The following is a 22,647-nucleotide window of genomic DNA, read 5'->3' as shown; positions in this document are numbered from 1 at the left end:
ATTGCCCATGAAGCCCGGACAACACCAGTTCCCACTTCCCACGAATCCCAACATTCCTGCAGGCAACGATGTCCACGAAATCGCGGACCCTACAGCCGCTATGACGCCCCGCTCCTGCAGAGCGTCGGCGACGTCTCCTTCGACACCGCCCTGCCGCCCGAGCACCCCGACGCCGGGGACATCGCCGACTTGGCCACCAGCGCCGCCGCCGCGCTCGGCGCACAGACCGGCGTGGTGCACTGCGAGATCCTGCGCGACCGCACCAAGGGCCTGTTCGTCGGCGAGGCCGGCGCGCGCCCGGGCGGCGGCAGCATCACCGAACTCGCCTCGGTGATGTACGCCTTCGACCTGCCCGCCACCCTGGCCGCCCTGGCCACCGACGAGGTACCGGACCTGGACGGCGCCCCGCGCTTCCCTGCGCTCACCGCCGTCATGGTCCCCGCACCCGCGGGGACCGTGACCCACGTTGCCGACCGGGCCGCCATCGAATCGCTGCCCGGCGTGCTCGACGCGGACATCCGCCTGACAGTCGGCCAGCCCGCACCCGTCGGCATCGGCACCGTGAGCCTCGCCGGCCGCGTGCTGTACGTCCCCGACGACCTCGACGCGATCGACCAGGAGGTCGCCGACCTGCGCGCGGCGCTGGACATCCGCGTCGAGCCGCTGACTCCCGCCTAACCCTCCCACTCGAACTCCACTGCTGGAGCAGCCCCTTGTCGACCTCCGCCGCACCCGAGCCGGCGACAGCGCCTCCTTCCACTGGCTTCCCGGCGACGTACTGGGTACTCGTGATCGGATTCGGCGCCAGCCGGATCGGTGCCGTCCTCGTGCCGTACCTCACCCTCTACCTGGTCACCCACCTCCACCTGTCGATCGGCACGGCCGGCCAGGTCCTGGCCGCGTTCGGTGCCGGATGGGTACTCGGCCAGCCGCTCTCCGGCGCCGCCGCCGACCGGTTCGGCCGCAAGAGCACCATCGTCATCTCCCTTGCCCTGACCGCCACGGCGTACGGGCTACTCGCCCGCGCCACCACCGTCCCCGAACTGGTGACCCTGGCCGCCGCGATCGGCCTGGTCTTCGACGCGCCCCGCACCGCGATCACTGCGTGGATCGCCGACATCCTCACCGAGCAGCAGCGCGCCCGCGGCTACGGCCTGCAGTACTGGATGGTGAACGCGGGCGCCGCCGCCTCCGGCATCGTCGGCGGCTACCTCGCCAGCTCCCACATGGGCTGGCTCTGCACGATCGACGCGCTGACCTGCCTCGCTTTCGCCCTGGTCATCCTCGCCCTGCCCGCCACCCGCGACTACCTGATCACCGCCCCGGACCCCGTCCGGTACCGCAACGTCCTGACCGACCGGCGCCTGCTCTCGTTCACCGGCCTGTCTCTGGCCACGCTCACCGTGTACCAGCAGATGGTGTACGGCCTCCCGCTAGCCATCCACGCCGACGGCCTCTCGCCGGCCGTCTACGGCGCGGTCAATGTCGCCAACGCCGTCACGGTCCTGGCCCTGCAGCCCCTGCTGCAGCCGCTGATGGACCGCACCCCGCCGCTGCGAACCACCGCGGTCGGAGCGCTGGCCATTGGCCTCGGCATGGGCGCCAACGGTCTCGCCCACGGCGCCGCCGCGTTCATCGGCGCCACCGTCGTGTGGACCCTCGGGGAGATGGCCTTCTGCGTCGGGGCCGCAGCGTACGTCGCCAGCCTCGCACCCGACGGCGCACGGGGCCGCTACCTCGGCGTCTGGGGCGCCGCGTTCGGCGGCTCGGCCCTGGCCGCACCGTTGATCGGCGCGATCGCCCTCAACCGCGGCTCCGGGTGGCTGTGGGCGGGCAGCACCGTCCTCGCCTCGCTGTGCGCCGCCGCCCTCGCTCTCCAAGCCGCCGGTCGCCGCCCGACCAGCGCCTGACCACACCCCTGCCTACCTTGAAGGAGACCCCCATGCCCTCCCTGCGCAAGAACGCCCCGACCCGGACGATGCCCAGGCGCCGCCGCATCGCGGTGGTCCTGGCCACCGCCCTCGCCGCCGTCGGCCTGTCCGCCACCCCCGCGCTCGCGGCCACCCACCGCGGCGTCGCCGGGTGCTTCGCCTGGTCGTGGGACGACAGCGGTTGGTTCTCGACGACGGTGTACTGGCACAACAGGTGCTCGGTCGCCCACCGCATCGAAGTGGTCTGGGACGGCAACGCCTACGCGCTGACCACCCGCACCGTCCCCGCGAACGGCAGCGGCAACACCTGGACCACCAGCGACGCCGTCGAGCACGTCTACGACCTCGGCCGGGCCTGATCCAAGACCCCGGGCGGCCCGACCGCGCCACCGCACCAACCGCCTGAGCCTCGCAGCCCCGACCGGAAAGACCGCATGCCCCACGCCGACGACACCGTCCTGCTCGTCATCTCCATGGGCAACCCCGCCTACCGCGCCTACTGCCTCGAAAGCGCCGCGCGCCGGCACCGGGTCGTCCTGGTCGACTCCGCCGCGCCGACCTGGCAGCTGGCGCACATCGTCGACCACGAGGTCGCCGACCCTCACGACCTCGCCGCCTTGCGTGCCGCCGTCGCCCGCCTCGCCGACCGCCACACCATCGCCGGCGTGCTCACCTGGGACGAGTACTGCCTGCTGCCCGCTGCGCAGATCGCCACCGACCTCGGCCTGCCCGGCCAGTCGTCCGCGACCGCTGCGGCCTGCCGCAACAAGAGCGCCGCGCGCGCCGTCTGGGCAGCCGAAGGCGTGCCCTCCGCGCAGTCGATCCGGACCACCTCGGTCGTCACCGCGAACACCGCCGCCCGCCGCATCGGATACCCCGTCGTCCTCAAGCCCGCCGCGCACGCCGCCAGCATCGGCGTGATCAAGGTCGAGCAGGCCGCGGACCTCCCGGCCGCCTTCGCCTACGCCTCCGAACAGGCCGCCGGCCAGGGCGAGGAGGGCTCCGGTGTGCTCGTGGAGGAGTACCTCGACGGACCCGAGATCTCGGTGGAGTGCGTCACCGTGCACGGCATCACCACCCCGATCGCCATCACCCGCAAGACCCTGGGCCCCGAGCCGCTCTTCCAGGAGGTCGGCCACACCGTCCTCGCCGACGACCCGCTCCTCGCGCAGGTCGGCCCCGTCGCCGAGGCCGCGCTGGACGCGCTCGGCGTCAACACGGGCGTGTCCCACGTCGAGTTGCGGCTCACCGACAGCGGCCCGCGCCTGATCGAGGTCAACGCCCGCCTCGGCGGTGACCTCATCGGCCGCCTCGTCCAGCTGGCCACCGGCATCGACCTGCCCGCCGTCGCCGCTGACATCGCGTTGGGCCGCGAGCCCGACCTCACCCCCACCCGGCGGGAAGCCGCCGGAGTTCGCTTCCTCTCGCCCTCCACCTCGGGCACCGTCCGCCGCGCCCAGGCCCGAGAGGAACTCGGCACCCCCGACTGGCTGGAGCGGCTGAGCTTCGAGCACGCGATCGGCGAGCCGATCCTCCTCCCCGACCGAGGCGGCAACCTGCACACCGGCCGACTCGCGCACTTCGTCGTCACCGGTGAGAATGCCGACCAGGTCCACGCCCGGCTGGAGCAGGTCGCCGACCTGCTCGACGTGGAGGTGGCCGAGGCCGCCTGATCCGCGAAGACCCTGGCGGGCCGGCATCTAGGTGCTGGCCCGCCAGGAGTCCGGTGCCCGACGACCCACTCGTCCGGCGTCGTGAACTGTGACTGAGCGCTTCACCTGGCGAGTTGAGCAGCCGCGTCGGCAGCCGTCCGCAGGTTTGAAACGATCTGTTAAAGGGAGTTGAGGGAAAGCCTTCGCGGTCACTCGCGAACGCGCGCGACAATGCAGCAGGACGAGCTCGGCGTGAGAACGGAAGGCACTGTGGGAAAGGTCGACGGCAAGAGCTGGAAGCCGCAGGAGGGCGCCAGGCTGGGGGAGTGGACCCTGGTCGGCCGCGGCTACCTCGGCAAAGGCGGCAACGGCGAGGTCTGGGAAGCGCGCCGTGAGGGCGACGACGGCCGGTACGCGATCAAGATGTTCGGCCTCGGCAGGTCCCTGGCGGACCGCCGCCAGAGGTTCGCCGACGAGATCACGTTCCTGCGCGGCTACACCGGCGAAGGCGTCGTGCCGCTCGTCGACTCGGACGTGCCCGATGACACGCGCGAGATCTGCTGGTACGTCATGCCGGTGGCCGCCCCGTTGGACCAGGCCCTCGGCGACACCCCGGCCGAGGAGACAATGCTGGAGGCCATCGCCGCCTACGCCGAGACGCTAGCCGCCCTGGCGGACCAGGGCGTCCACCACCGCGATATCAAGCCCTCGAACCTGTTCCAACGTGACGGGCGCTGGGAGATCGGCGACTTCGGACTGGTCACCTTCCCGGACAAGGTCGACGTCACCAGCTCGTCGGTGAAACTTGGCCCGGCGAACTTTCACGCCCCCGAGATGCTGGAGCCACGCGACAACGTCGACGGCGGCCCGGCGGACGTCTGGTCGTTGGCGAAGACCATGTGGGTGCTCCTGCGCCGGGTCCGTTGGCCGCTGCCGGGGGAGTACCGGTCCGGCGGCGAGTACAGCCTCCAGGGGCACATCGCGTTGCCGTGGGCGGGCGAGCTGGACCGGCTGATGCAGCGCTGCACTGTGCTCCACCCGGCGGGCAGGCCGACGATGGCCGAGTTTGCGAAGGAGGTCCGCGCCTGCCTGACCGAGCCGCCCGAATTGCGCGAGACCGCGTCGATCGCCGAGATGCAGGACCGTCTCGCCGTCCTGACCGCCGCGCCGCACGAGGCCGCACAGCAGGCCCAGGAGCGCCGGAACTTCCTTGGCCGGGTCGCCCTGGAGCTCGACGTTCTCTTCACGGACCTCTACGGCGTGGTCGACGGGATGCTCCAGGGCAAGTTCCGCTACTACGAGGGGCAGCCCGAGCCGAGCGAAGCGACGCGTCTGCTACCGATGCTGACGGCCCAGTGGGTACATCAACGCGGCGCACTGTTCACCTCGCCGGATCAGGTCGGCAAGGCCGCGGTGAAGTTCTCGTTCGTGGTGCGCCTGGTCGACGGGTTCGACGACGGGGCAGAGATCGCCTTCGACCTGCGGGTGGTCCACCGACACCACGGTCTGGAGAACTATCCCTTCGAGCTGCAGCGCACCTGGAACGCGCCAGTCGGGTCCGTCCAGTTCGCCCGGATCCTGGACGAGATCCGTGCCGTCGCCTCCAACGCTGTGCCGGACATGCTTCCACTGATCCTCCGCATCGTGGCCCTGGCCGACGACCATGTCCCGGACTGGTACATCAAGGCCCGCGCGGGCGACATCTGACCAGAACGCTCAGCTCGCCAACTCAACCGCTCCGCCGCCAAGTGAAGCGCTCAGTGCTCGACCGCATGAACGGCCACCCTGATAGGGACAGAGGATCACGATCAGGTATCGGTACCTGATTTCGGGAATATTCAAGCCCGATCCCCAGTTGAAGCCACCATCTCTCTGACGAAAGGGCTTGCAGCTTGTCGGACACGCCGAGACGCGATCTGAACCCGAACGACCCCTCGAACCTCCCCTCGCTCTCCGACGCCGACCTGCACATCCCGGACTACCCGGTGATGGTTCCCGAGCCCGCTCCGGGCGGCGCTGTGATCCGTGTCGTCGAGTACCCCGGCGAGCTGAACCCGCGGGGCACCCTCGTCGTCTGCACCTCGTGCCGCGCGAACCGGGACTGGCTGCTCCTGGAGACCCGCCGGCGGGTCTTCGTCCGCTGCCGCTGCGGCTTCGAGTGGGAGGAGGGCGAGCTGGACTTCGACTTCTTCGAGGCGAACTTCTCCTACGCGGACCGATCCTGGGGTGACGCCGAGCAGGCGCTGACTGACCTTGGCTTCGGGGGCGAGTTCGCCGGGATCTACTTCAACTGACCCTGCACCACCAGGGTGCGGGCCAGGACCTCCGGTCCGGTCGCCGACAAGTCGTGGTGGCCCCGGAGTGGCGGCACGCGTTCACCCGCTGTCTCGACCCGATGCCGTAAGCGCCGAAGGGCGGTGGGGCACAAGGAACTTCCTTGTGCTCCACCGCCCTTCGGCATGTCGCACGGGCCTCAGTCCACGAGCCGGTACACCGGACGATGCTGATCACCGGAGACGGTCACCCCAGCTGAGCGGGCCTGCCGGACCAGGGAGAGTCTCGCTGTAGCCGGACGCAGGCCCGTCCCGGCTGCGACCTCGTCGAGTCGGCCCTTGCGGTGCTGATCGAGCCAGCAGCGCACAGCGCGGTCCGCGTCGGCATCCAGACTCCGAGAGATCCAGTACAGGGTCAGCACGCCGACGGCGACGGAGACCAGGCAGACGGCCGTCGCACCGCTTCGGCCGGAGGCCGCGGAGAGTGCGGCTTCCGTGCCAGCCCCAGCGGTGGCCACGGCCTCGACGAGCGCGGCAAGACGCAGGGTGCGACGGGTGATGGGCGCGGAGTTCAGGATTCACTGCAGGGCGGTCAGCAGGGTGCTGGCGGACAACAGCGGGCGGCCGGGCCACAGCAGCAGCGCGTGCAGGAAGCTGGTGTACATGGCGCCGCCGGTCAGCCACTCGGCCGCCTCGATGCGGTGGAGCAGACGGGCCTTGGCGCGGGCAGAGCGCAGGGCGGAGATGGGCGTTCCTTTCGTGCGGGGCAGGGGCGGGCGGGCTCAGCGGCCCGGGTGTTCGACGAGGGTGCGCAGCACGGCGAGGACGACCTCGACCGGGGTGTGGCGGTCGAATCGGGCTCGCCAGCCGGGCTGGCGTGCGGTGCCGTCCAGGGAGATGGTCCAGGTGTCAGCCTGCGGGTTGTCCGGCTGGTAGCCCAGGTAGACGCGGGTGCACGGGGATGCGGCGTGCAGGCCGCCGTCGGCGTCGATGACCCAAGTCCAACGGTGCTCGTACAGGAAGGAGTTCAGGTCGTTCGGGTTTCCCTCTCCGAGGAGCCACGTGCGGCTCGGCACGGCGTCGCCGGGGCGGAGGCTGGGGGCGGAGGGCGCAGACAGGACGACGGTCAGCGGGGTCACCTTCCTGGGCGGGGCACGGACGGAGGTCCATGTTTGCTTGGGAAGGCCCGGATCACATAGTCCCGTCAAGGGTTTCGTGCAGGTTGTCTGCCCCAGGCGAACGCGCCGCCACCCGAAGTCGAGTCGGTCGGGGTGACGGCGCGTTGGTGCCCTGTCTCGATGAGCCCGACACACAGGGGAGCCCGCATCCTTCTCGCGCTGTCTCACACAAGTCCGGGCACCGCAGGTCAACCGGGCACCGTGCCCGGAGAAGTCTGAGACAGGACAACCGAGGTTGTGTGACGGCGTCTCAGCGTGTTTTGCGGATGGCGTCGGTGGCGGCCTTGGCGATGGCGGCGGGGGCACTGGAGGGCCGGGGCAGGTGGAGCAGGGTGGTCCCTTGTAGGTGGAGGGATTCCTTGGTGAGGGTGAGCTGGAGTACGGCGCAGCCGGCGGTGGTGAGGCGCTTGATGCGGGTGACGGCGTTTGCGGTTTCGTAGGGGGTGTACTGGGCATCGGTGACGATCACGAGGAGGCGGCCGGTGCCGGGGCGGCTGAGGTCGAGGCCGTGGTCGAGCGCATCGAGGGCGTCGCCGAGGTTGTGGCTGCCGCCGCGGGCGTCGAACGTCGTCACGCGCTCCGGCGCCCGGTTGGTGGGCCGGGTCAGTGCGGTTAGATTCATGTCGTAGGCGATGGTGGCGGTGCGGGAGTCGGGGTCGGTCAGGGCCGCCGCGCGGGCCACGATCCAAGCGGCGGACGCGACGGGCCCGCAGGCGGCACGCATGGAGCCGGAGACGTCGACGGCGATGCCCACGCGCAGCGGTGGGGTGGGAGAGTGGCGGCGGCGGGTGTGGGTGAACGGCTCTGCGGTGGGCGTCGACCCGGCGGCGCGCTGGGCGTCGCGAGCGAGGGCCTGGCGCATGTTGAGGCGGCCGGGCGGGGTGGGGCTGGTGGTCCGCTCCTCAGTCCTCTCCCGGTAGGCGGCGGCCCGGAGCGCTCGGCTGAGCTGCGCGGCAGCGGTCTGCTCGGCGGCGGTCGGCCGGCGGGTGCCGGTGACGGGGTTGCTGGAGGGTTCTGGTGTGCCGTCGGGGTTGACGGTGGCGCCGCGGGAATTGAATACCGACTTGGCGGTGGCGGCGGCCTTGCGCCGCTGGCCTGCCTGCTGGGCGCGGTCCTGGGCTTGCGCCTTGGCCTGCGAGGCCATGGCGTTGGCCGCGGCGACCTGCGCCGCGAGGTCGGCGGCGTCGTTGGCGTCCATGCTGTCCATGACGACCACCACGGCGCCGGACAGCAGATCGGTGAGGTCCTCCGGCACGGGCAGTGCGGGGGCAGCGGTGTCCAGGGCGTCGCACCACTCCTGGGCGCGCGCGAGCATGGTCGTGGCGTCGTGGTCGGCGCACCGATGGGCTGCGGTCCAGATGCCGGTGAGGGTGGCCAGCAGGTCGGCGCCCAGGACCCGTTCGCACAGATCGGCGACGGCCTTGGTCTCGCCGGCGTCCAGGATGCCGGCGTCCCGGCGGCCGAGGATCAGGGCCGCCACGCTGGCGGCGTGCTCGATGCCCTGGAAGGTGGGGTTGCCGATGTCGGGCATGACCAGGGTCCGGGCGCTGGTGCGCAGGTACGTGCGGTCGGTGGGCCGCCTGATCAGGTGGGCGCCCTCGACACGGCTCTCCTCCAGCAGGAGCGCGGCCTGGACGACACGCGGGTCCGCGCCGGACGGCTCTGTCCATACGGAGTGGGCCGCGTGGGCGGCCTCGTGGACGAACACTCCCCAGGCGGCGGGATAGCGCTCCTCGTCGCCCACGATCCGCGGATTGACCTCGTGCGGTTGGAGGGGGGCGAACAGGCCGGCGTCGAACTCGACCTCCCCCAGATCGGGGAAGAAGGCGGCCGGTGCACCGCTGCGGGTGCCGGGACGGCAGGTGACGAGCAGGTCCTGGCGGCCGGACAGGGCGACCAGCCGATCGCCGAGCTCGGCTCCCACGCGCAGCCACGCGGCCGGGGAGGAACGGGGTTGTGCGGGCGGGGCGCCGTCGTCGTCCCAGCGTGCCAGGTCGGCGTCGTCGTCGGGCGCGGTGGCAGGGGACTGGACGTGGTGATGGGCGCTCATCGTTGGCGGCCCCGGGGTGCGGAGCTGGTGCTTCCCGGGGGCTGCCGGGTGGCCGAAGCGGTCGCGGCGGGGAGCTGCTTGCCAAGGGTGAGGGGAGCGAGGTCCTTGACGCCGACGACCTTGCTGACGGCGGCGGCGACGGCGTCGCGGTCCTCGACGGGCGCGATGCCGACCAAGTTCGCGAGCGCGGCCTTGGTGCCGAGGACAGCCTCGGTCTTCTGGTAACTGAGCAGCTCCCGCAGCTGCGGTGCCCAGCCAAGTTCCCCGAGTTCGACCTGGCGGGCGAGGTTTCGGGCGACCCGGACCACCCGGGCATCGATCCGCAGCGCCAAGGCCAGGTCATAATCCGTCCCGACCTGGATCTGCACGCTGAACCGGGACGACAGCGCCTCCGTCAGAACGGCACCGTGTACGCCCGGATTGTGGCCCGCGACCACGTAGAAGCCCGGCTCGGCCTTGATGGTCTCGCCCTTGTGGGCCTTGACCTGGATCTGGCGGCGGCCGTCCATCGCCGGGTAGAGCGCGGCCAACACTTTGGGCGAGATCAGGGTGGCGTCGTCGATCAGCAGGGCGCGGCCCTCGGTCATCGCGGTGACCAGCGGGCCGTACTGGAAGACATAGGCTCCCGCGTCGTCCTGCGTGTACTCGCCGATCAGGTCGCCGACCGTGGTGTCGCCGTCGCCGGCGATGGTGAGCAGGTCCGGGAACGCGGCCTCCACCAGCGAGGTCTTGCCGGTACCTGGGGGGCCGTAGAGCAGCACCGGCACCTCGGCGGCGCGGAGACGCGCCAGCGCCTCCACGTCGGGCAGGTCGGCCAACTCCCGCGGGTGGTAGAGCTGGCCACCCGCGCGGCGAATCGGGCCGCCCGGGTTGGGCGCCGCTGCTGCGGGAGAGGTGGTGCGGGCCGTGGCCGCGGCGGCGCGGGGAGAGTGGGTGCCCGGTCGGCTGATCACCGCGGCCTGCGCGGCTGCGGCCGTCTTCGCGTTCGCTCGGAACTGTTTCCCGGAGCCGAGCCGGTCGGCCTCGCCGCGTAGCACCAGGGTGTTGACCGCTTGCTGGACGGCACCGTGGGAGTGGCCCAGCGCCTTGGATATTTCCCCGGTGGTGAGCGGGTCCGCCGGCCGGTCGGCCAGCAGGCGGGCCACCTTGGCCCGCAGCTCGCCGGGCCTGGCGTGTGTTGAAGTGACGGGCGGTCCGGGTGTGGTCAAAGCGAGGATCCTTCAACGGGTGCGCGTGCGGGCGGGGTTGGCAATGCGCTGGAAGGCAGGCCGCTGGTCTGTACGGGCGTGCCCGGCAGGGGCGTACCGTCGGTGCTCACCGGCTGGCCGAGGGCTCGGTCCAGGCGAACGGGGTGGCCGACGGCGAGCAGCTCGCTGGTTGCCGAGCGGGCCCGTGCGTCCGGTCCGTGCTGGCCTCCGTCGCCGGGCAGGCGCAGCCAGGAGCCTCCTCGAAGCCGGCCTGTAGCAGGATTCGCCGGGCGTGGGCGTTGTACCTGGTGGTGGTGATCTCGCCCGTGCGGGCGTGCCGGATCGGCACGAAGGGCTGGGCGGTGAGCTCTGCTGGTGCTGCCGCCTCGGTGTCGACCGTCGTGAGGTGGTCGGCGAGTTCCTGCGGTGTCGCGGCGCTGGCCTTGACGTTGGCGACGGAGTCGGGAGGATGCGAGGTCAGGGTTTCTCCGTGATGTTCGGTTCGGGGGCTTGGGGGCGCCACTGACCCGCCGGTGCCCGTCAGCGCGGATCCTGGCGCGGACGGGCCGGTCCCGCTGGGCCGTAGTGCACGGTGGAAGGCGGAGAGGTGGGCGGAGGAAGGTATCGCAGGGCTGGGTGCGAGGCGATGCCGTGTGCCCGGGCCGCGGTCGTGCGCCCCATGGGGCCGTCACCGCTGCGGTGGGCGTTGAGGGGGGCGGCGCGGACGAGGTGCGGGAACTGCTCCGGGATCTGCTCTGGCCGCCGCGGCACGGGGCGCAGCAGTGCTGCGGTGGCTGCGGTGAGGAGGTAGTCGGGTGCGCTTCGGCTGAACTCGACGGTCCACACGCCGGTACGCGCGGCGGCAGTGAGTATCGGGCCGGGGTCGGGGGCCGTGTCGGGCCAGGAGAGGGCGGCTCGGCGGTCGGGTGCGGCGACCAGCCGGTACCCATCGCGGTTGAACCCGGACCAGCCGGATTCCATCAGCAGCACGGTGGCCGTGTGGCCGGTGGCCGGGCCGGCGCTGGCGGTGGGCGCGGTCTCGGCTTCCTGAGCTGCTGCGATGAGGGCGTAGGGGACTTCGACGGGAGCGCGGTCGCAGAAGCGGACTGTCCAGCCGCCGGGTCCGGCCACCGTCCACTGCCGGTCCTGCCGGGTGAGGGCGAGCCCTTCTTGAGGGCTGATGAGGACCAGGTCGGCGGGGGCGTTGAACGGGCGGAACCAGCCGTGCTCGGAGGCGAGGAGGAAGACGATGTCGGTTTCCTCTGGCCCGGCGAGGTGGGCGGGGCGGATGAGGAGGTCGGGACGGGGCGGTGCGGCGGTGGACAAGAAGCGGGCAGCTCCATCAGGTTCGGACGCGGCGCGCGCTGGCGCCGGACGGGGCGGATACGGTGGTCGGCGGGGAGGCGACAACCGTGACGTCACGGGAGCTGCGGCCGGTGGCGGCGACCGCCCGGTTGGCCGGGATCCCGGTGAGGGTGCTCCAGCCCGCGCTGTGGCCGACGGTGCGCAGCGCCTGTTGGTAGGAGGGCAGCAAGCGCCGGGTGACGGAGGCTGCGGCACGGGCGGGGTCGTCGGTGACCGCGATGCCGAACGGGACAGCGCAGTCCTGGACTTGGTGGGCGAGTCCGTGGCCGACGGGGACGAGGGCAGCGACAAGGTACTGGTGGGAACGAACCGGCCGTCGGACGACCATCAGGTCCAGTCCCGCCTGGTGCTTGACCTGGCCGACGCGGTCGTTGGCGAAGTCGAGCAGCGCCCAGTGGGCGGTGCCCAGGTCCCACAGCCGGTCCATCAGAGCGTTGCGCTGACCAGCGGTGGTGTTGCTGCGCAGCGAGGGGCTCCACGGGCCGGGCAGGCGCAGGGCCAGCGCTCGGGTGAAGTCGTCGAGTGGGGTGGGCGTCAGCGGGTTCGCCTCCTCAGCGAGATCGGCTTTGGAGCGCCCGAGCAGGCAGGGCGATGTTAAGGGGATGCGGCGGGCGCTCGTCAGGACGGCTGCGGGGCAGCGCTGCCGGCCAGCAACTGGGACAGCCGCGGCAGGGTGAGTGCGGAGTCGAGGCGGCCGGCGGCGAAGTACACCGGCATGCCGCTCGTGCCCGTGTCGCCGGGGCGGGCGAGGCTGTAGCCGATCCGGGCACCGGACTCGTCGATGCGCCAGCGCAGCAGGACGCCGTCGCTCGCCAGGGCAGCGGCGTACTCTGCGACGCTACGGGCCCCGGCTGCGGCGTGGCGCATCCGCTGCTGAAGCCAGACACGGGACGGTTCGGCCCAGCCCTGCTGCTCGGCCTTGATGATCTCGGCAGTGGTCGGGAAGCTGGTCGTTGCGCGCTCCCCCTGGCCGATGAGGCGCAGTCCCCACTCGGCTTCGATCGCCCGGCACTCGGCCTGGGCCCGGGTCGAGTCGCGGTGCATCGCTGGACGCGAGCCGTCCGGCAGCACGCTGACCCCGGCGATGTGGATGTGGTGGACAGCGTGGCGCACCGCGACCCACCGGCATCCCGGGCCATGGGCGGGGGCGAGCCCGGTGGCGGCGACGATCCGCCGCGCGACCTGGGCCCACTGGTCGTCGGTGAGCAGAGGGTCCTCGGGGGCGGTGCGCACCGAGCAGTGCCAGACCCTGCTGGGCGGCATCGCGCCGAGTTCGGCGGCGCGCAGCCGGGCGTGCTGGTCCAGCCGGGAGGCCAGGTGGCCGACGGTCGCACCCGTGTCGCGGCCGGGGTCGGGCGCCCCGTACATGTCCCAGGCCGCGACCAGGTGCGGATCCTCGTGCTCCTCGCGCCGACCGGGGCCGTAGAGGTAACTGAGCAGTGGCCGGGGCGTGTTGCCGGTGGAGATGTCGGGGATCACGCGGCCTCCAGCACGGCGTCGAGCGCGGCATAGGTCCGCTCGGCCAGGCCGGGCAGCAGGGCCAGCGCTTCCTGCGCCCGCGCGGGCTCGGGGACGGTGTCGGTGAGGGCACGCAGCTCGCCAGCCAGGCGGTCGAGCGCTTCGGCCAGCGGTCGCCGGGGGTCGGCGTCGGGTCGGCCGACCGGTCCGTCCGCCAGCGCGGCGGCCAACGCGGCGTTGGCGATGAACCCGGAAGTTGTCAGACGTTCGTGTGCCGCGCGCTCCCGGATGGCCGCGAGAGCGCTCGGGGTCAGACGGACGGACTTCTGCGCGGTCCGGGGCTCGGTGGTGCGCGGGCGGCGGCGCACCCGCTGAACTTCGGTGGAGATGGGCACTCCTGGGGGTTGGGCCGTCACCGGCTGCGGGGGCGGGTGGCGGTTGGGTCGGTGGCGGTGGGCGAGGCTGCGACCTCGGCCGGGGCGGCACCGGCCGCGGTGGCTGAGCTGGTGGCGCGGGCAGCAGCGGTGCGCGGGCTGGCGACGGGAGCGACCTCGACGGGCGGCAGGGGGTTGTCCGGCTCGCCGGCGCGCCGGGTCCAGTCGTAGGCGGCATCGAGGTCGGGGAAACCCCCCTCCCGCAGGGTGTACGTGCGGCCGAGGTAGTCGACGTCCTCGAAGAACACCCGGACGGGTTGCTGACCGGGCTCCGGCTGCCGGTCCTGGGCGATGATCCAGGTGTTGAAGTCGTAGACCAGGTCCTCGGCGGCGCTGGGCGGCCCGCCGGAGGAGTGGGCGGGGTCCAGGACGAGGTCGGAGGTGTACGAGTTCGCGAACCAGTACCGGTCTCCGGCCAGGGCGAGCCGCTGCTCCAGGTCGCGGCTGGGCTGGTCGGTGGTCGGCAGCCACTCGGCGTGCGGTGTCACCTGGCCGAGGTCGGCGCCGCGGGAGACGAGCCATTGCTGCGCGAGTGCCACGATCGGTGCGCGCTCGTACTCCAGCCGGAACGTCCCGGCTCCCCGGTCGCGCTGGACGTGGATCCCGGCGAGTTGCGGCGACCCGGGAATGTCCCAGGTCATGGTGGCGTCGTGGACGAGGAGGTACGACTCGGTCAGCAGCGGCGTGTGCGGGTTGACGGTGTGCTGGACGGCCAGGACGTCGACCTGCTTCTCGGACGCGAACTCCCACCACCTGCGCTTGTCTTCGTCGGTGTGGGCTTCGAGGTCCTCGACCTGGAGGGCTTCGTCAATGGCGAGGAGCGGCTCGTGCACGTCGGTGATGAGGGTCTCCGGTGCTGGGGGCGGATGCGGGGGTAGGGCTGGAGTGGACGGCGCCACGGGCGTTGGCAGCCGTGGCGCGATCGGGCGGCGGTGAGGCTGGGGCGGCGCTCTGGTAGGCCAGGACTGCGTGCTCGAGTGTGTCTAGGCTCTGGGCGTACCGGATGCCGATGACCTCCAGGTCCATGGCGCCCAGCCGCAGTACGCCGTTGGTGTCCACGCCGCGGTGGTTGCCGCAGGAGAGCGGGAGCAGGCGGTCGCGGATGGAGGCGGCCTTCGAGCGGATCTGGTCGTCCAGGAGGTCGAGCTGGCGGGCCAGGAGGTCGACGTGGTCGGCCAGTTCGCGGAGTGCGCCTTCGTCCTCGCGGTGGCGGCGTCGCAGGTCCGAGGAGGAGACGTCCAGGTGGTGCCGTACCAGGCGCTGGCCGGCGAGGAGCGGGGTGCCGTCGGCGTCGTAGTACGGACCGATATCCCAGGGGCTGGTCAGGGCGTGGTCCCTTCGTCGGGCGGGCAGATGTTCACCGGCTCCGTGGCCGCGCGGCATTCGCCGGGGCGGCGGTCGCCGAAGCCGCTGCTTCGCCTGGCGAGCGGCGGGCACGGGTGGAGGCGGCGCGTTGCCGGGTCGTCTTCGCCGCGGCGGCGGGCGCCGGTGCGGGTGCGGGGGCGAAGGGGGGCAGGGTCTCGTAGACCTCGATGAGGGAGGCCACCGATCGGTGCAGCTCGGTTCGACGGGCGGCGAGCAGGTCGATGGCCGGCGCGGTGTTGTGGAGGACGCCGTTGATGGCGGGCAGGTCCGCCTCGTGGCCCTCGACGATGCGTTGCAGGTCGCCGCGCAGGGCCGTGGCCAGCTGCACGATGCGGGCCTGCACATCGTCCAGACGGCGTGCCTCGAAGGCGAGTTGGTCGGCGACAGCGCCATGGATCGTGGCGGTTCCGGCGCCGGGAAGACGACGCGGGTGGTCGACTTGCAGCCGAGTGCACACCAGGCGCGTGCCGAGGTCGACGTTCCCGGCCTGACGCGGCCTCCACTCCTGGATGGGCCGCTCGGCCCGCAGCTCCGGGCTCACTGTCGTTCCTGCTGTACCGAGTTGATGATGGACAGGCCGGTCTCGACGGCGGCCTCCAGGTTGTCAGCGACGGGGACGCCGGGGGTGGCCAGGCGTTGAGGCGAGTGGAGGCCGCTGGTGTGCAGGACCGGCACCGCGCCGACGGACAGGGCGGCGAGCGCGTCGTCGACCGTGTCGCCGATCACCAGGGTGCGCGCCGGGTCGACGGCTGTACCGAGGGCGGCGATGTGCCGGGCCATGGCGGGCGCCTTGCTGCCGACGACCGGCTCGTGGCGGCCATCGATCCGGTCGAGGAGACCGCTGATGCCGGTCTTGCCGACCTCGGTCAGCAGCCGGTCGTGCTGGGACAGGGACAGCAGGCTCTGCCGGACCCCCTGAGCCCGCAGCCGCAGCAGCAGGTCCCGTGCACCGGACTGCAACCGCACCGGGTGCCAGGCGAGTTCATCTTGGAAGGCCGCGTCGGCGTCGTGCCACTGCTGGTCGTCGAGGGTGCGGCCGAGGAGGGCGTCGTAGAAGGCGCGGATCGGGGTGCGGTGCTCGGCGCGGTAGCGCTCTAGCGTGATCGGTTCGCTGCCCAGATCGGGCAGGGTCGCGTTGAGCGCGTCGAGGTGGTCCTGGACATCGTCGCGCAAGGTCCCGTTCCAGTCCCAGATGATGGTGACGGGCGCCGGGGCGGTGGAGTGGGGCAAGAAGGCTTCTCCGAGCAGAAGTTGATGGTGGAGCTGGCGTGCGATGATCCGCTGTCGGGCCGGGGCTCCGACGGGTACGGGGCGGATCAGCGGCGCAGGAACAGGGCGAGTGAGGCTGCGGCGGCGCTCGTCAGGGTGAGGCCGGCGACGGCGACGGGTCCGACCGTCGAGAGCGGCCCGGCCAGGGCGGTTCCGGCGGCGCCGCCGAGGCCGATGACGGCGACCAGCCAGGCCGCGGCCTCGGTGGCCGTCCCCTGGGGCGCGAGCCGGTCGCCCAGACGGAACGCTGAGGCGAGCCACGGGGCGAGGAAGAAGCCCGGTAGGGCGGCGGCGGCCACCGCGAGGGTCGGCTCGGGCGTGAGCAGGAACAGCACGAACGGCACCGCGAAGCGCACGCTGACCGTGCGCAGTAGGCGGTCGGTGGGCACGCGGTGCGCGACCCGGGCCCAGGCGATGCCGCCCAGCAGGCTGCCCAGCGAGAGCGCGGCCGGCAGCGCTCCGGCGAGCCAGCTCGTGTGGTGGTGGTCGGCCGCGCTCAGGGCGTACACGTTGAACGACCCCAGGCTCGCGCCCAGGAGGGCGGCGGCGCCCAGCAGGACCAGCAGGCCCTGCGAGCGAAGCGGCCCCAGCCAGTGGACCGACCGCCGCTCCGGGCTGAGGGCACGGGCCGGACGGCGGGAGGCGACCACCATCGTGCCGACCAAACCGAGGACCGCACAGCCGATCAATGCCACAGCCGGTGAGGCGATTTGGCACGTGACCGTGACCAGGGCGGGCCCGGCGACGTAGACCAGCTCTTGGGCGGTGGCGTCCAGGGCGAACGCGGCCTGCTGGTCACGCGGGGCGACCAGGCGCGGCCACATCGCGCGCAACCCGGCCTCCAGCGGCGGGGTGGCTAGACCGGCGAGAGCGACCAGGGCACACGAGAGCACCGGGTTGCGGCCGGTACCGAGGACGGCGAGTGCGGCGAACGCGCTGCCCGCGACGCCCGCCGCCGCCAGAGCGACGCCCGCCAGGCGGCGGCGGTCGACGGCCCGGCCGAGCAGCGGCTGGCCGACGGCTCCGCACAGTGCGTAGAGCGCGGCCAGCAGCGCTCCCAGCGCCGTCCCCGCGTGGTCGGCGCGGGCGGCGAGCAGGAGCGCGAGCGGGGCCATGGCGGTGGGCAGCCGTCCCACTAGGGTGGCGGTGAGCAGCACGGTGACGTGCGGGGTGCGAAGGACGCTGCGGATCGGGCGATCCGGGCCGGACCGCTGGACGGTGTCGGTGACGGGTGTGGTGGTCAGGGCGGAGCTTCCGGTCGAGGGCGGGCGGTTCAGCGGCGCGGGCCGGCGGCGGCGCTGTGCAGGAGCGCCGGGGGCTGGGGATCGGGCGCGTGGGAGAAGTGGATCCGCAGGGTGTCCCGGCGCAGCTTGGCGACTGCGGTCCGCGAGGAAACGGGACTGGGAGCCGCGACGACCATGACGTCCGTGCCGGAGGCGGCCGTGACGGCGGAGGTTGCCCGCGCGGCAGGGCCCGGGTGGGCGGCGCTGGGCAGGTACCGCTCCGCCCACCCGGACAGCTCGCGGACCATGGCACCGGTGTGCATGCCGGCTTCGCTGATCGCCCACCGGTAGGTCCGCGGGGTGCCGCTGCGAGAGATCAGGCCGTGCTCAGCCAGTACGGACAGGCGGTGGTGAAGGATCCCGGTGCCGCCGACCGGCAGCCGCTCCGCGAGCTGCGGAACCGTCAACGGCTCGCTCGCCACCAGCTCGAACAGGACGGCCCCGGTGTGGGGACTGGCGAACAGGCTCATGGCATCGTCGATCGCCTCCGGCGCCTCCAACTCCGTGCGGCCGACCAGGTGCCGGTCGGCCCAGGCCAGGGCGGCGGCGTGGACCGGGCCCAACGCTCGGCCGGCATCGGTCAGCGCAAGCTCGTACCGGCAGCGGCTCGGGACGGGCAGCCGGGTGATCGCGCCCGCACGCTCCAGCAGGCCGGTCACCTTGTGCAGGCTCCCCGCCGGGATCGGGGTGGCGTCCACGACTTCGGCCGGGCGCAGCGGGCCGGAGGAGCGCAGTGTGCGCAGCACGCGGGTCGACCAGCGGGTGGAGATCCCCTCGGCGGCCAGCTGGGCGCGGCCCAGGACGGTGACGGTGGCGGATGCGGGCATGGCGAACTCCGTTATGGCAGTGGGGCGTGGCGGGTGTCAGCGTCGGACGACGGCGGGCGGGGTGGCGGGCGGTGCGGCGACCACGGTGGGCGGAGCCCCGCTGGGGCCGGTCGCAACGGCGTGCGCCGGGGAGGGCCTGGAGGCGGAGGCCGCGAGGGCGGCCTGGAACCTTGCCGGCATGCCGAGGCGCGGGGCCTCCTGGGCGGCGGCCTGCTTCAGGCGTTCGGCTTGCAGCCGCTCGGCCGCCGTCTTGTAGACCTCGATGTTGTAGCGCCGACCCACCGCGACGAGGTGAATTCCCAGCAAGCGTCGCGGGTTGTTCGCCGCGCGCTGCTCGGTGTAGACGAGCCGGTAGGCGTTGCGGTCGTCGAGGTAGAGCTTGCGGGCGTCGCGCAGGTCGCGGTCGCCCTGCTGGTCGAGCAGCGGACCGCGGACCTCGGCGCGCAGCAGCCGGTCGAGGTACTCCAGCGCGAGGTCCCGAACGTCCGCGGGCGCGTCGAGGAGGTCGGCGAGCGCCTCCGGGTGGGCGGAGAAGCCCACCGGAGGACTGCTCGGCCGCTGCTCGGTCACCGCACGGCCCGCCGCCCGGCGGGCACTGGGACAGCGACGGGGGTGGCCTCGGCTGTCGTGCCCTTGGCGGCCACGGGGGTGGTGCGGGTACGTGCCGCCAGCGCCTGCGGGCTGTAGACGACGGTGACCTCGCCCTGGGCGACGGGCGGCAGCGGTGTGCGCCGGGTCTCCAGCCACTGCTGGACTTCCTGCGGGTTGGCGAAGGCGCCCTGGCGCAGGGTGTAGCCGCGCTCCGGGTCGCCAGCCTCCAACTGCAGAAGGAACGGGCGGGCGGCACCAGCCGAGGTCGTGTCGCGCAGCATGACCCAGGTCTCGCCCGGCTCGACACCGTGCTCGACCTGCTCGTACCGGGCGTGGTCGGAGATGAACCGGGCGGCGACCGTGGCGCTGCGCTCGTCGGCGGGGGCGCCACCGTGGCCGGCACGGTGGAGGAAGGCACCCGGGTCGGCGCCGCGGTCGACCAGCCATGCCGCCGCGATGGCGAAGGTGGGGGCAGGGTGGGTGGTCAGGGTGAAGGTGCCGTCGGTGCCGTAGCGCAGGTGCGCGGCGAGCGCGGGGTTGGCGGTCTCCTCATAGGCGTCGAGGTCTTCGTACAGCAGGAAGTTCTCACTGCCCGGCTCGGGGCCGTCGAGGTCGCAGGGGTTGGTCTCGGTGAGGAGGTCGTAGACCCCTTCGGCGTCCAGGAAGTGCTGCTGGGCGTCGGCGGAGGCAGTGTCCGCGGGCTGCCAATTGCTGAGGTCGGGCATGTCGGCCTCCGATCAGGTCGAGGTGGGGAGGGCAAGGGAATCGGGGTCGGTCAGCGCCGGGTGATCCAGCAGGCGGTGGCTGACATGGCCGCCGGAGCTGGTGCACGCCCCGAAGGGGCCGTCCGCGCTGCGCAGCTTCATCAGCGCCGGTTCCAGGTGGTCGCGCTGCCAGGAGCTGGGGCCGTTCGCGCCGGACTCGGGGTCGATCGCGGCCTGCCAGGCCAGCCACAGGGCGTGCAGCCGGGCCACGGCCTCGGGATGCTCAGGCCAGCGCACACACCACGGCCTGGACGCCGTGGTTTCGGGTCCGTAGATCTTCGTGAAGATCTCGTCGACCCACGGGACCATGAGTTCGACCTCTTTGTAGTAGGCCGGGTCCTCGAAGGCGACGATGAACATCGGCTCGGCGCCGGCGCCATCGTCCTCGGGCTCCAACGCGGTCGACATGGTGGCCAGTTGCTCGGCCTGCGCGTCGAAGCCGGCCGCCAAGGCGGTCAACTTCGCAGAGAGGGCCTCGATCTGGGCGTCGCCGTAGCCGGAATTCGGCTCGGCGCCCTCGTCGGGCTCGGATGCGGTCAAGGGAGGAAGAGACCTTTCGGTGCGGTCGCGGGTCGTGAGACAAGATTCCGCCGCGATCGGCCGGACGCATCCGGCCGATCGTGGGGTATAAGCGCGCCCGGCTCACCGCGGCCCGCCGCAGCACGCAGCGGCGAGGAGCCTGGGGGCGTCGAGCAGTTGCATCGCCGCAGCTGCCTGCTGGCGGACGACACCGTTGCCGAGGGCGGTCAGCTGGGCCGAGCGGGACAGGCCGGGAACGCCGGTGACGTGCCCGGCATCAAGGCCCATGATCCACTCGACGAACTCCGGGGCGAGGCGACCGTTGCCGTCGACCGGCTCCGGGGCGGGCCGAGTGACCCGCTCCCACCGCGCGACGGCCGAGGCGTAAGGGCCCCACCGGCTCACTCCTCCGGAACCCGGTCCCACAGCGGCAGCAGCACCGCCGACAGCGGCGGCCGGAACCCGTGCCCTGCCCGGCGCCCCGGTGTCCCGGTGTCCGAGGCCCGCGGAGTGGGCAGCAGCTGTGCCGCCGCCGATGAGAGCGTCAGATCCCCTTTGCTCCCACGGGAGTTCGGGCCGCCATGTGTCCCGTCCGACGCCTTCGGAGTGGGCAGCAGCAGGTGCTCCACCTCGTCCGAGAGGTTCGGGCCGTGGCCGCCCGACCGGCGCTTGTCCGGGTGCTGGCTGCCGCCGATCTGCCCGAGGTTGCTCGTCGGAGTTTTGAGTAGCGCCACCGTGTGACCCAGGTCGGCCCGCCAGGCATCCGGGCCCTTCGCATCGCGTGCCCGTGGCGTCGGCAGGCCCGGAGCTGCCGGGCCAGGCCACGAGGAAGAGACGCTCCCTGCGGTGAGGGGCACCGACGGCTGCCGCGGATAGCAGCGTCCACCGCGCATCCATCCCGAGGTTGGCCAGACTTCCGAGTACCGCGCCAAGTGCCCGCAGAGGAGGCTCACCTCCGCTGTCTCCCAGATTGCACCAGCCGCACTCCAGGTCGCCATCGGTTGGCGCGGCAGCGGCTGCGCTGAGGATTCCGCGTACGTTTTCAATGATCACCAACTTCGGCTTGAGGACGTCGATCGCGTCGGCGATGGTGTGCCACAGTCCGGAGCGGGTGCCCTCCATCAGGCCGGCGCGCTTGCCGGCGACCGACAGGTCCTGGCAGGGAAAGCCTGCTGTCAGGACGTCGATCGAGGGAACACTTGACCAGTCAACTGCGGTGATATCGCCAAGGTTTGGCGTCTCTAGGCCAGTGGTGGGCGAGGATCTGGGCGGCGGAGGGGTGCATCTCGGCGTGCCAGACGACCTCGCCGCCGAGCACGGCCTGCACCCCCATGTCCAGGCCGCCGAAGCCGGAGCACATCGACCCGATCCGCGGCCCCTCGCGGTTCGGTGTGCTCATCGGCGCGCCCCGGTGCGGGCGCTGGCGGCGCGGGTGGGCGGCGAAGCGACGACCACGGCGCCGGGCCCGGCCGCCTTCTGGGCGGTGTCCGGCTCGGCGGGCTTGGCGGTCACAGCGGCCGAGCGGACCATGCGGAAGGCGGCGTCGCCGGTGAACGCCTTGAGCCGGTCGGGCTCGGGGCCGGTCAGGTGCTCCGCGGTCTCCCGGAGCTTCCAGACGGCCTCGTCCAGGACCTCCTGACCGGCGGACAGCGACTTGAAGTAGGCCAGGCGGTGCGGTGAGGCGTAAGCGGGGCCGGGCGTCAGGCGGATGAGGGTCGCCGAGACGACGGCGGGCTGCAGGCGCAGGATCGCCTTGGCGTTCAGTAGACCGGCGTAGGCGTACGCCACGGTGCACCGACGCCAGGCGATGTCCTCCGGCTCGGCGGAGTCGGGCGCGATGGTGTCGAACTCGTCGGTGGTGTTGGCCAGCAGCCTCTCCTGCGCCTGGGTCAGCCCCTCCAGCACCGCGCCGAGGCGGGCGTTCTGGGGATCGCGGTAGCTGTAGAGGCGCCACAGCTCCTCGCGGAAGGCATGCAGGTTGTTGGCGGTGCCGAGCAGCCACTCGGACTGGGTCTCGACGGGGGTCCGGTAGGTCATGTGGCCTCGGTTTCAGCGGCGCGGCGTGACGGCGCTGCGGGGAAGGGCGGTGACGGGCGAGGGCTCGGCCGAGCGGCCGGTGAAGGCACGGCGCAGCCGCTGCGACATGCTCAGCGCGGCCTGCTGGCGGGCCTGGACAGGCAGGTGCGAGACGCCGGCGGACGGGAGGCGGTCAGCCTCGGCCCGCAGCTCCCGTGCTGCGGCTCCGAGTTGGTGCCAGACAGCGGTGTAGACCTGCCGGGGGTCGACCGGCTGCGCGTCGGGCACGGCCCACACGTCCGCAGTGACGGAGTGCTGGAACAGGTGCGCGAGGTGCCGAGTCGCCTCCGTCACCCGGGTGTGGGCACCGGCGAGGGCGATGGCGGTCCGCCTGGCGGCGCTGGTGGCGGCGGGGTCGAGCGGGATGTTGTTGGCGTAGTCGGCGGCGCCGAGCGTGCTGGTCTGGACGAACTGGAGGGCGCTGA

The 22,647-nt window shown here is 72.5% G+C and carries 29 protein-coding genes and 1 pseudogene; 6 read left to right on the top strand and 24 right to left on the bottom strand.

Annotated features, from left to right (window positions below):
- The first annotated feature begins 189 nt into the window (after positions 1-189).
- The 6 genes from ABH931_RS28980 to ABH931_RS28955 all read left to right on the top strand — a co-directional run bounded on the left by ABH931_RS28980 (position 190) and on the right by ABH931_RS28955 (position 5,877).
- On the top strand, positions 190-678 hold the full coding sequence (locus ABH931_RS28980) for a hypothetical protein (RefSeq protein ID WP_370119478.1): 489 nt from the start codon (positions 190-192) through the stop codon (positions 676-678).
- A 110-nt stretch (positions 679-788) separates the two neighbouring features.
- Positions 789-1,910: an MFS transporter gene (locus tag ABH931_RS28975; RefSeq protein WP_370119475.1), complete on the top strand. Its 1,122-nt coding sequence runs from the start codon at positions 789-791 to the stop codon at positions 1,908-1,910.
- Between the two features lie 32 nt (positions 1,911-1,942).
- Positions 1,943-2,290, top strand: coding sequence for a hypothetical protein (locus ABH931_RS28970; protein WP_370119472.1), 348 nt, complete (start codon positions 1,943-1,945; stop codon positions 2,288-2,290).
- 75 nt (positions 2,291-2,365) lie between these two features.
- Positions 2,366-3,604 (top strand): ATP-grasp domain-containing protein, encoded by a 1,239-nt coding sequence (locus ABH931_RS28965; RefSeq protein ID WP_370119469.1) that lies wholly within the window; start codon positions 2,366-2,368, stop codon positions 3,602-3,604.
- Between the two features lie 249 nt (positions 3,605-3,853).
- Positions 3,854-5,290 (top strand): serine/threonine protein kinase, encoded by a 1,437-nt coding sequence (locus tag ABH931_RS28960; protein WP_370119466.1) that lies wholly within the window; start codon positions 3,854-3,856, stop codon positions 5,288-5,290.
- 185 nt (positions 5,291-5,475) lie between these two features.
- Complete coding sequence (locus ABH931_RS28955) at positions 5,476-5,877, top strand: hypothetical protein (protein ID WP_370119464.1); 402 nt, start codon at positions 5,476-5,478, stop codon at positions 5,875-5,877.
- Positions 5,878-6,056: 179 nt separating this feature from the next.
- On the opposite strand, the gene ABH931_RS28950 is transcribed toward ABH931_RS28955, so the two are convergent.
- From ABH931_RS28950 to ABH931_RS28835, 24 genes and pseudogenes are all read right to left on the bottom strand, one after another.
- Entirely contained in the window at positions 6,057-6,374 is a 318-nt protein-coding gene (locus tag ABH931_RS28950; RefSeq protein WP_370119462.1) for a hypothetical protein, read from the bottom strand.
- Between the two features lie 264 nt (positions 6,375-6,638).
- A complete protein-coding gene (locus tag ABH931_RS28945; RefSeq protein WP_370119459.1) occupies positions 6,639-6,995 on the bottom strand; it encodes a DUF317 domain-containing protein in 357 nt (118 codons plus the stop codon).
- A 289-nt stretch (positions 6,996-7,284) separates the two neighbouring features.
- The gene (locus tag ABH931_RS28940; protein WP_370119456.1) at positions 7,285-9,084 is read right to left on the bottom strand and encodes a hypothetical protein; all 1,800 of its coding nucleotides are present in this window, start codon (positions 9,082-9,084) and stop codon (positions 7,285-7,287) included.
- On the bottom strand, positions 9,081-10,229 hold the full coding sequence (locus ABH931_RS28935) for an AAA family ATPase (protein WP_370119497.1): 1,149 nt from the start codon (positions 10,227-10,229) through the stop codon (positions 9,081-9,083). Before ABH931_RS28935 ends, ABH931_RS28940 begins: the two co-directional genes overlap by 4 nt.
- Positions 10,230-10,398: 169 nt before the next feature.
- Positions 10,399-10,620 carry a hypothetical protein gene (locus ABH931_RS28930; RefSeq protein WP_370119495.1) on the bottom strand — a complete coding sequence of 74 codons (222 nt, stop codon included), beginning with the start codon at positions 10,618-10,620 and terminating at the stop codon, positions 10,399-10,401.
- A gap of 191 nt (positions 10,621-10,811) precedes the next feature.
- Positions 10,812-11,597, bottom strand: coding sequence for a hypothetical protein (locus tag ABH931_RS28925; protein WP_370119453.1), 786 nt, complete (start codon positions 11,595-11,597; stop codon positions 10,812-10,814).
- Positions 11,598-11,613: 16 nt separating this feature from the next.
- Positions 11,614-12,063: a hypothetical protein gene (locus tag ABH931_RS28920; protein ID WP_370119451.1), complete on the bottom strand. Its 450-nt coding sequence runs from the start codon at positions 12,061-12,063 to the stop codon at positions 11,614-11,616.
- A 191-nt stretch (positions 12,064-12,254) separates the two neighbouring features.
- Complete coding sequence (locus ABH931_RS28915) at positions 12,255-13,115, bottom strand: hypothetical protein (protein ID WP_370119449.1); 861 nt, start codon at positions 13,113-13,115, stop codon at positions 12,255-12,257.
- A complete protein-coding gene (locus tag ABH931_RS28910) occupies positions 13,112-13,489 on the bottom strand; it encodes a hypothetical protein (protein WP_370119446.1) in 378 nt (125 codons plus the stop codon). Before ABH931_RS28910 ends, ABH931_RS28915 begins: the two co-directional genes overlap by 4 nt.
- Positions 13,490-13,506: 17 nt before the next feature.
- The gene (locus ABH931_RS28905; protein WP_370119444.1) at positions 13,507-14,361 is read right to left on the bottom strand and encodes a hypothetical protein; all 855 of its coding nucleotides are present in this window, start codon (positions 14,359-14,361) and stop codon (positions 13,507-13,509) included.
- Positions 14,336-14,911 carry a hypothetical protein gene (locus ABH931_RS28900; RefSeq protein WP_370119441.1) on the bottom strand — a complete coding sequence of 192 codons (576 nt, stop codon included), beginning with the start codon at positions 14,909-14,911 and terminating at the stop codon, positions 14,336-14,338. The genes ABH931_RS28905 and ABH931_RS28900 overlap by 26 nt, the downstream gene beginning before the upstream one ends.
- Positions 14,886-15,434 (bottom strand): hypothetical protein, encoded by a 549-nt coding sequence (locus ABH931_RS28895; protein ID WP_370119438.1) that lies wholly within the window; start codon positions 15,432-15,434, stop codon positions 14,886-14,888. Before ABH931_RS28895 ends, ABH931_RS28900 begins: the two co-directional genes overlap by 26 nt.
- On the bottom strand, positions 15,431-16,123 hold the full coding sequence (locus tag ABH931_RS28890; RefSeq protein WP_370119436.1) for an HAD family hydrolase: 693 nt from the start codon (positions 16,121-16,123) through the stop codon (positions 15,431-15,433). Before ABH931_RS28890 ends, ABH931_RS28895 begins: the two co-directional genes overlap by 4 nt.
- Positions 16,124-16,209: 86 nt before the next feature.
- Positions 16,210-17,298 carry an MFS transporter gene (locus tag ABH931_RS28885; RefSeq protein WP_370119433.1) on the bottom strand — a complete coding sequence of 363 codons (1,089 nt, stop codon included), beginning with the start codon at positions 17,296-17,298 and terminating at the stop codon, positions 16,210-16,212.
- Positions 17,299-17,435: 137 nt separating this feature from the next.
- The gene (locus tag ABH931_RS28880) at positions 17,436-18,272 is read right to left on the bottom strand and encodes a winged helix-turn-helix transcriptional regulator (protein ID WP_370119431.1); all 837 of its coding nucleotides are present in this window, start codon (positions 18,270-18,272) and stop codon (positions 17,436-17,438) included.
- A 36-nt stretch (positions 18,273-18,308) separates the two neighbouring features.
- The gene (locus tag ABH931_RS28875; protein WP_370119429.1) at positions 18,309-18,842 is read right to left on the bottom strand and encodes a hypothetical protein; all 534 of its coding nucleotides are present in this window, start codon (positions 18,840-18,842) and stop codon (positions 18,309-18,311) included.
- Positions 18,839-19,588 carry a hypothetical protein gene (locus tag ABH931_RS28870; protein WP_370119426.1) on the bottom strand — a complete coding sequence of 250 codons (750 nt, stop codon included), beginning with the start codon at positions 19,586-19,588 and terminating at the stop codon, positions 18,839-18,841. The genes ABH931_RS28875 and ABH931_RS28870 overlap by 4 nt, the downstream gene beginning before the upstream one ends.
- Before the next feature lie 12 nt (positions 19,589-19,600).
- On the bottom strand, positions 19,601-20,167 hold the full coding sequence (locus ABH931_RS28865) for a DUF4913 domain-containing protein (protein WP_370119425.1): 567 nt from the start codon (positions 20,165-20,167) through the stop codon (positions 19,601-19,603).
- A gap of 102 nt (positions 20,168-20,269) precedes the next feature.
- Positions 20,270-20,551 carry a hypothetical protein gene (locus tag ABH931_RS28860; RefSeq protein ID WP_370119423.1) on the bottom strand — a complete coding sequence of 94 codons (282 nt, stop codon included), beginning with the start codon at positions 20,549-20,551 and terminating at the stop codon, positions 20,270-20,272.
- Positions 20,548-20,880: a hypothetical protein gene (locus ABH931_RS28855; protein ID WP_370119420.1), complete on the bottom strand. Its 333-nt coding sequence runs from the start codon at positions 20,878-20,880 to the stop codon at positions 20,548-20,550. Before ABH931_RS28855 ends, ABH931_RS28860 begins: the two co-directional genes overlap by 4 nt.
- A gap of 145 nt (positions 20,881-21,025) precedes the next feature.
- Positions 21,026-21,325: pseudogene (locus ABH931_RS28850) on the bottom strand (DNA cytosine methyltransferase); the annotation flags it as partial.
- Positions 21,326-21,353: 28 nt separating this feature from the next.
- The gene (locus ABH931_RS28845; protein WP_370119417.1) at positions 21,354-21,545 is read right to left on the bottom strand and encodes a hypothetical protein; all 192 of its coding nucleotides are present in this window, start codon (positions 21,543-21,545) and stop codon (positions 21,354-21,356) included.
- Complete coding sequence (locus ABH931_RS28840) at positions 21,542-22,183, bottom strand: hypothetical protein (protein WP_370119414.1); 642 nt, start codon at positions 22,181-22,183, stop codon at positions 21,542-21,544. Before ABH931_RS28840 ends, ABH931_RS28845 begins: the two co-directional genes overlap by 4 nt.
- A 12-nt stretch (positions 22,184-22,195) precedes the next feature.
- Positions 22,196-22,516 (bottom strand): hypothetical protein, encoded by a 321-nt coding sequence (locus tag ABH931_RS28835; RefSeq protein WP_370119411.1) that lies wholly within the window; start codon positions 22,514-22,516, stop codon positions 22,196-22,198.
- Between the last annotated feature and the right edge of the window lie 131 nt (positions 22,517-22,647).

Source organism: Streptacidiphilus sp. MAP12-33, from assembly GCF_041261265.1.
Lineage (GTDB): Bacteria > Actinomycetota > Actinomycetes > Streptomycetales > Streptomycetaceae > Streptacidiphilus.
This window is presented reverse-complemented; position numbering and strand designations above follow the sequence as displayed.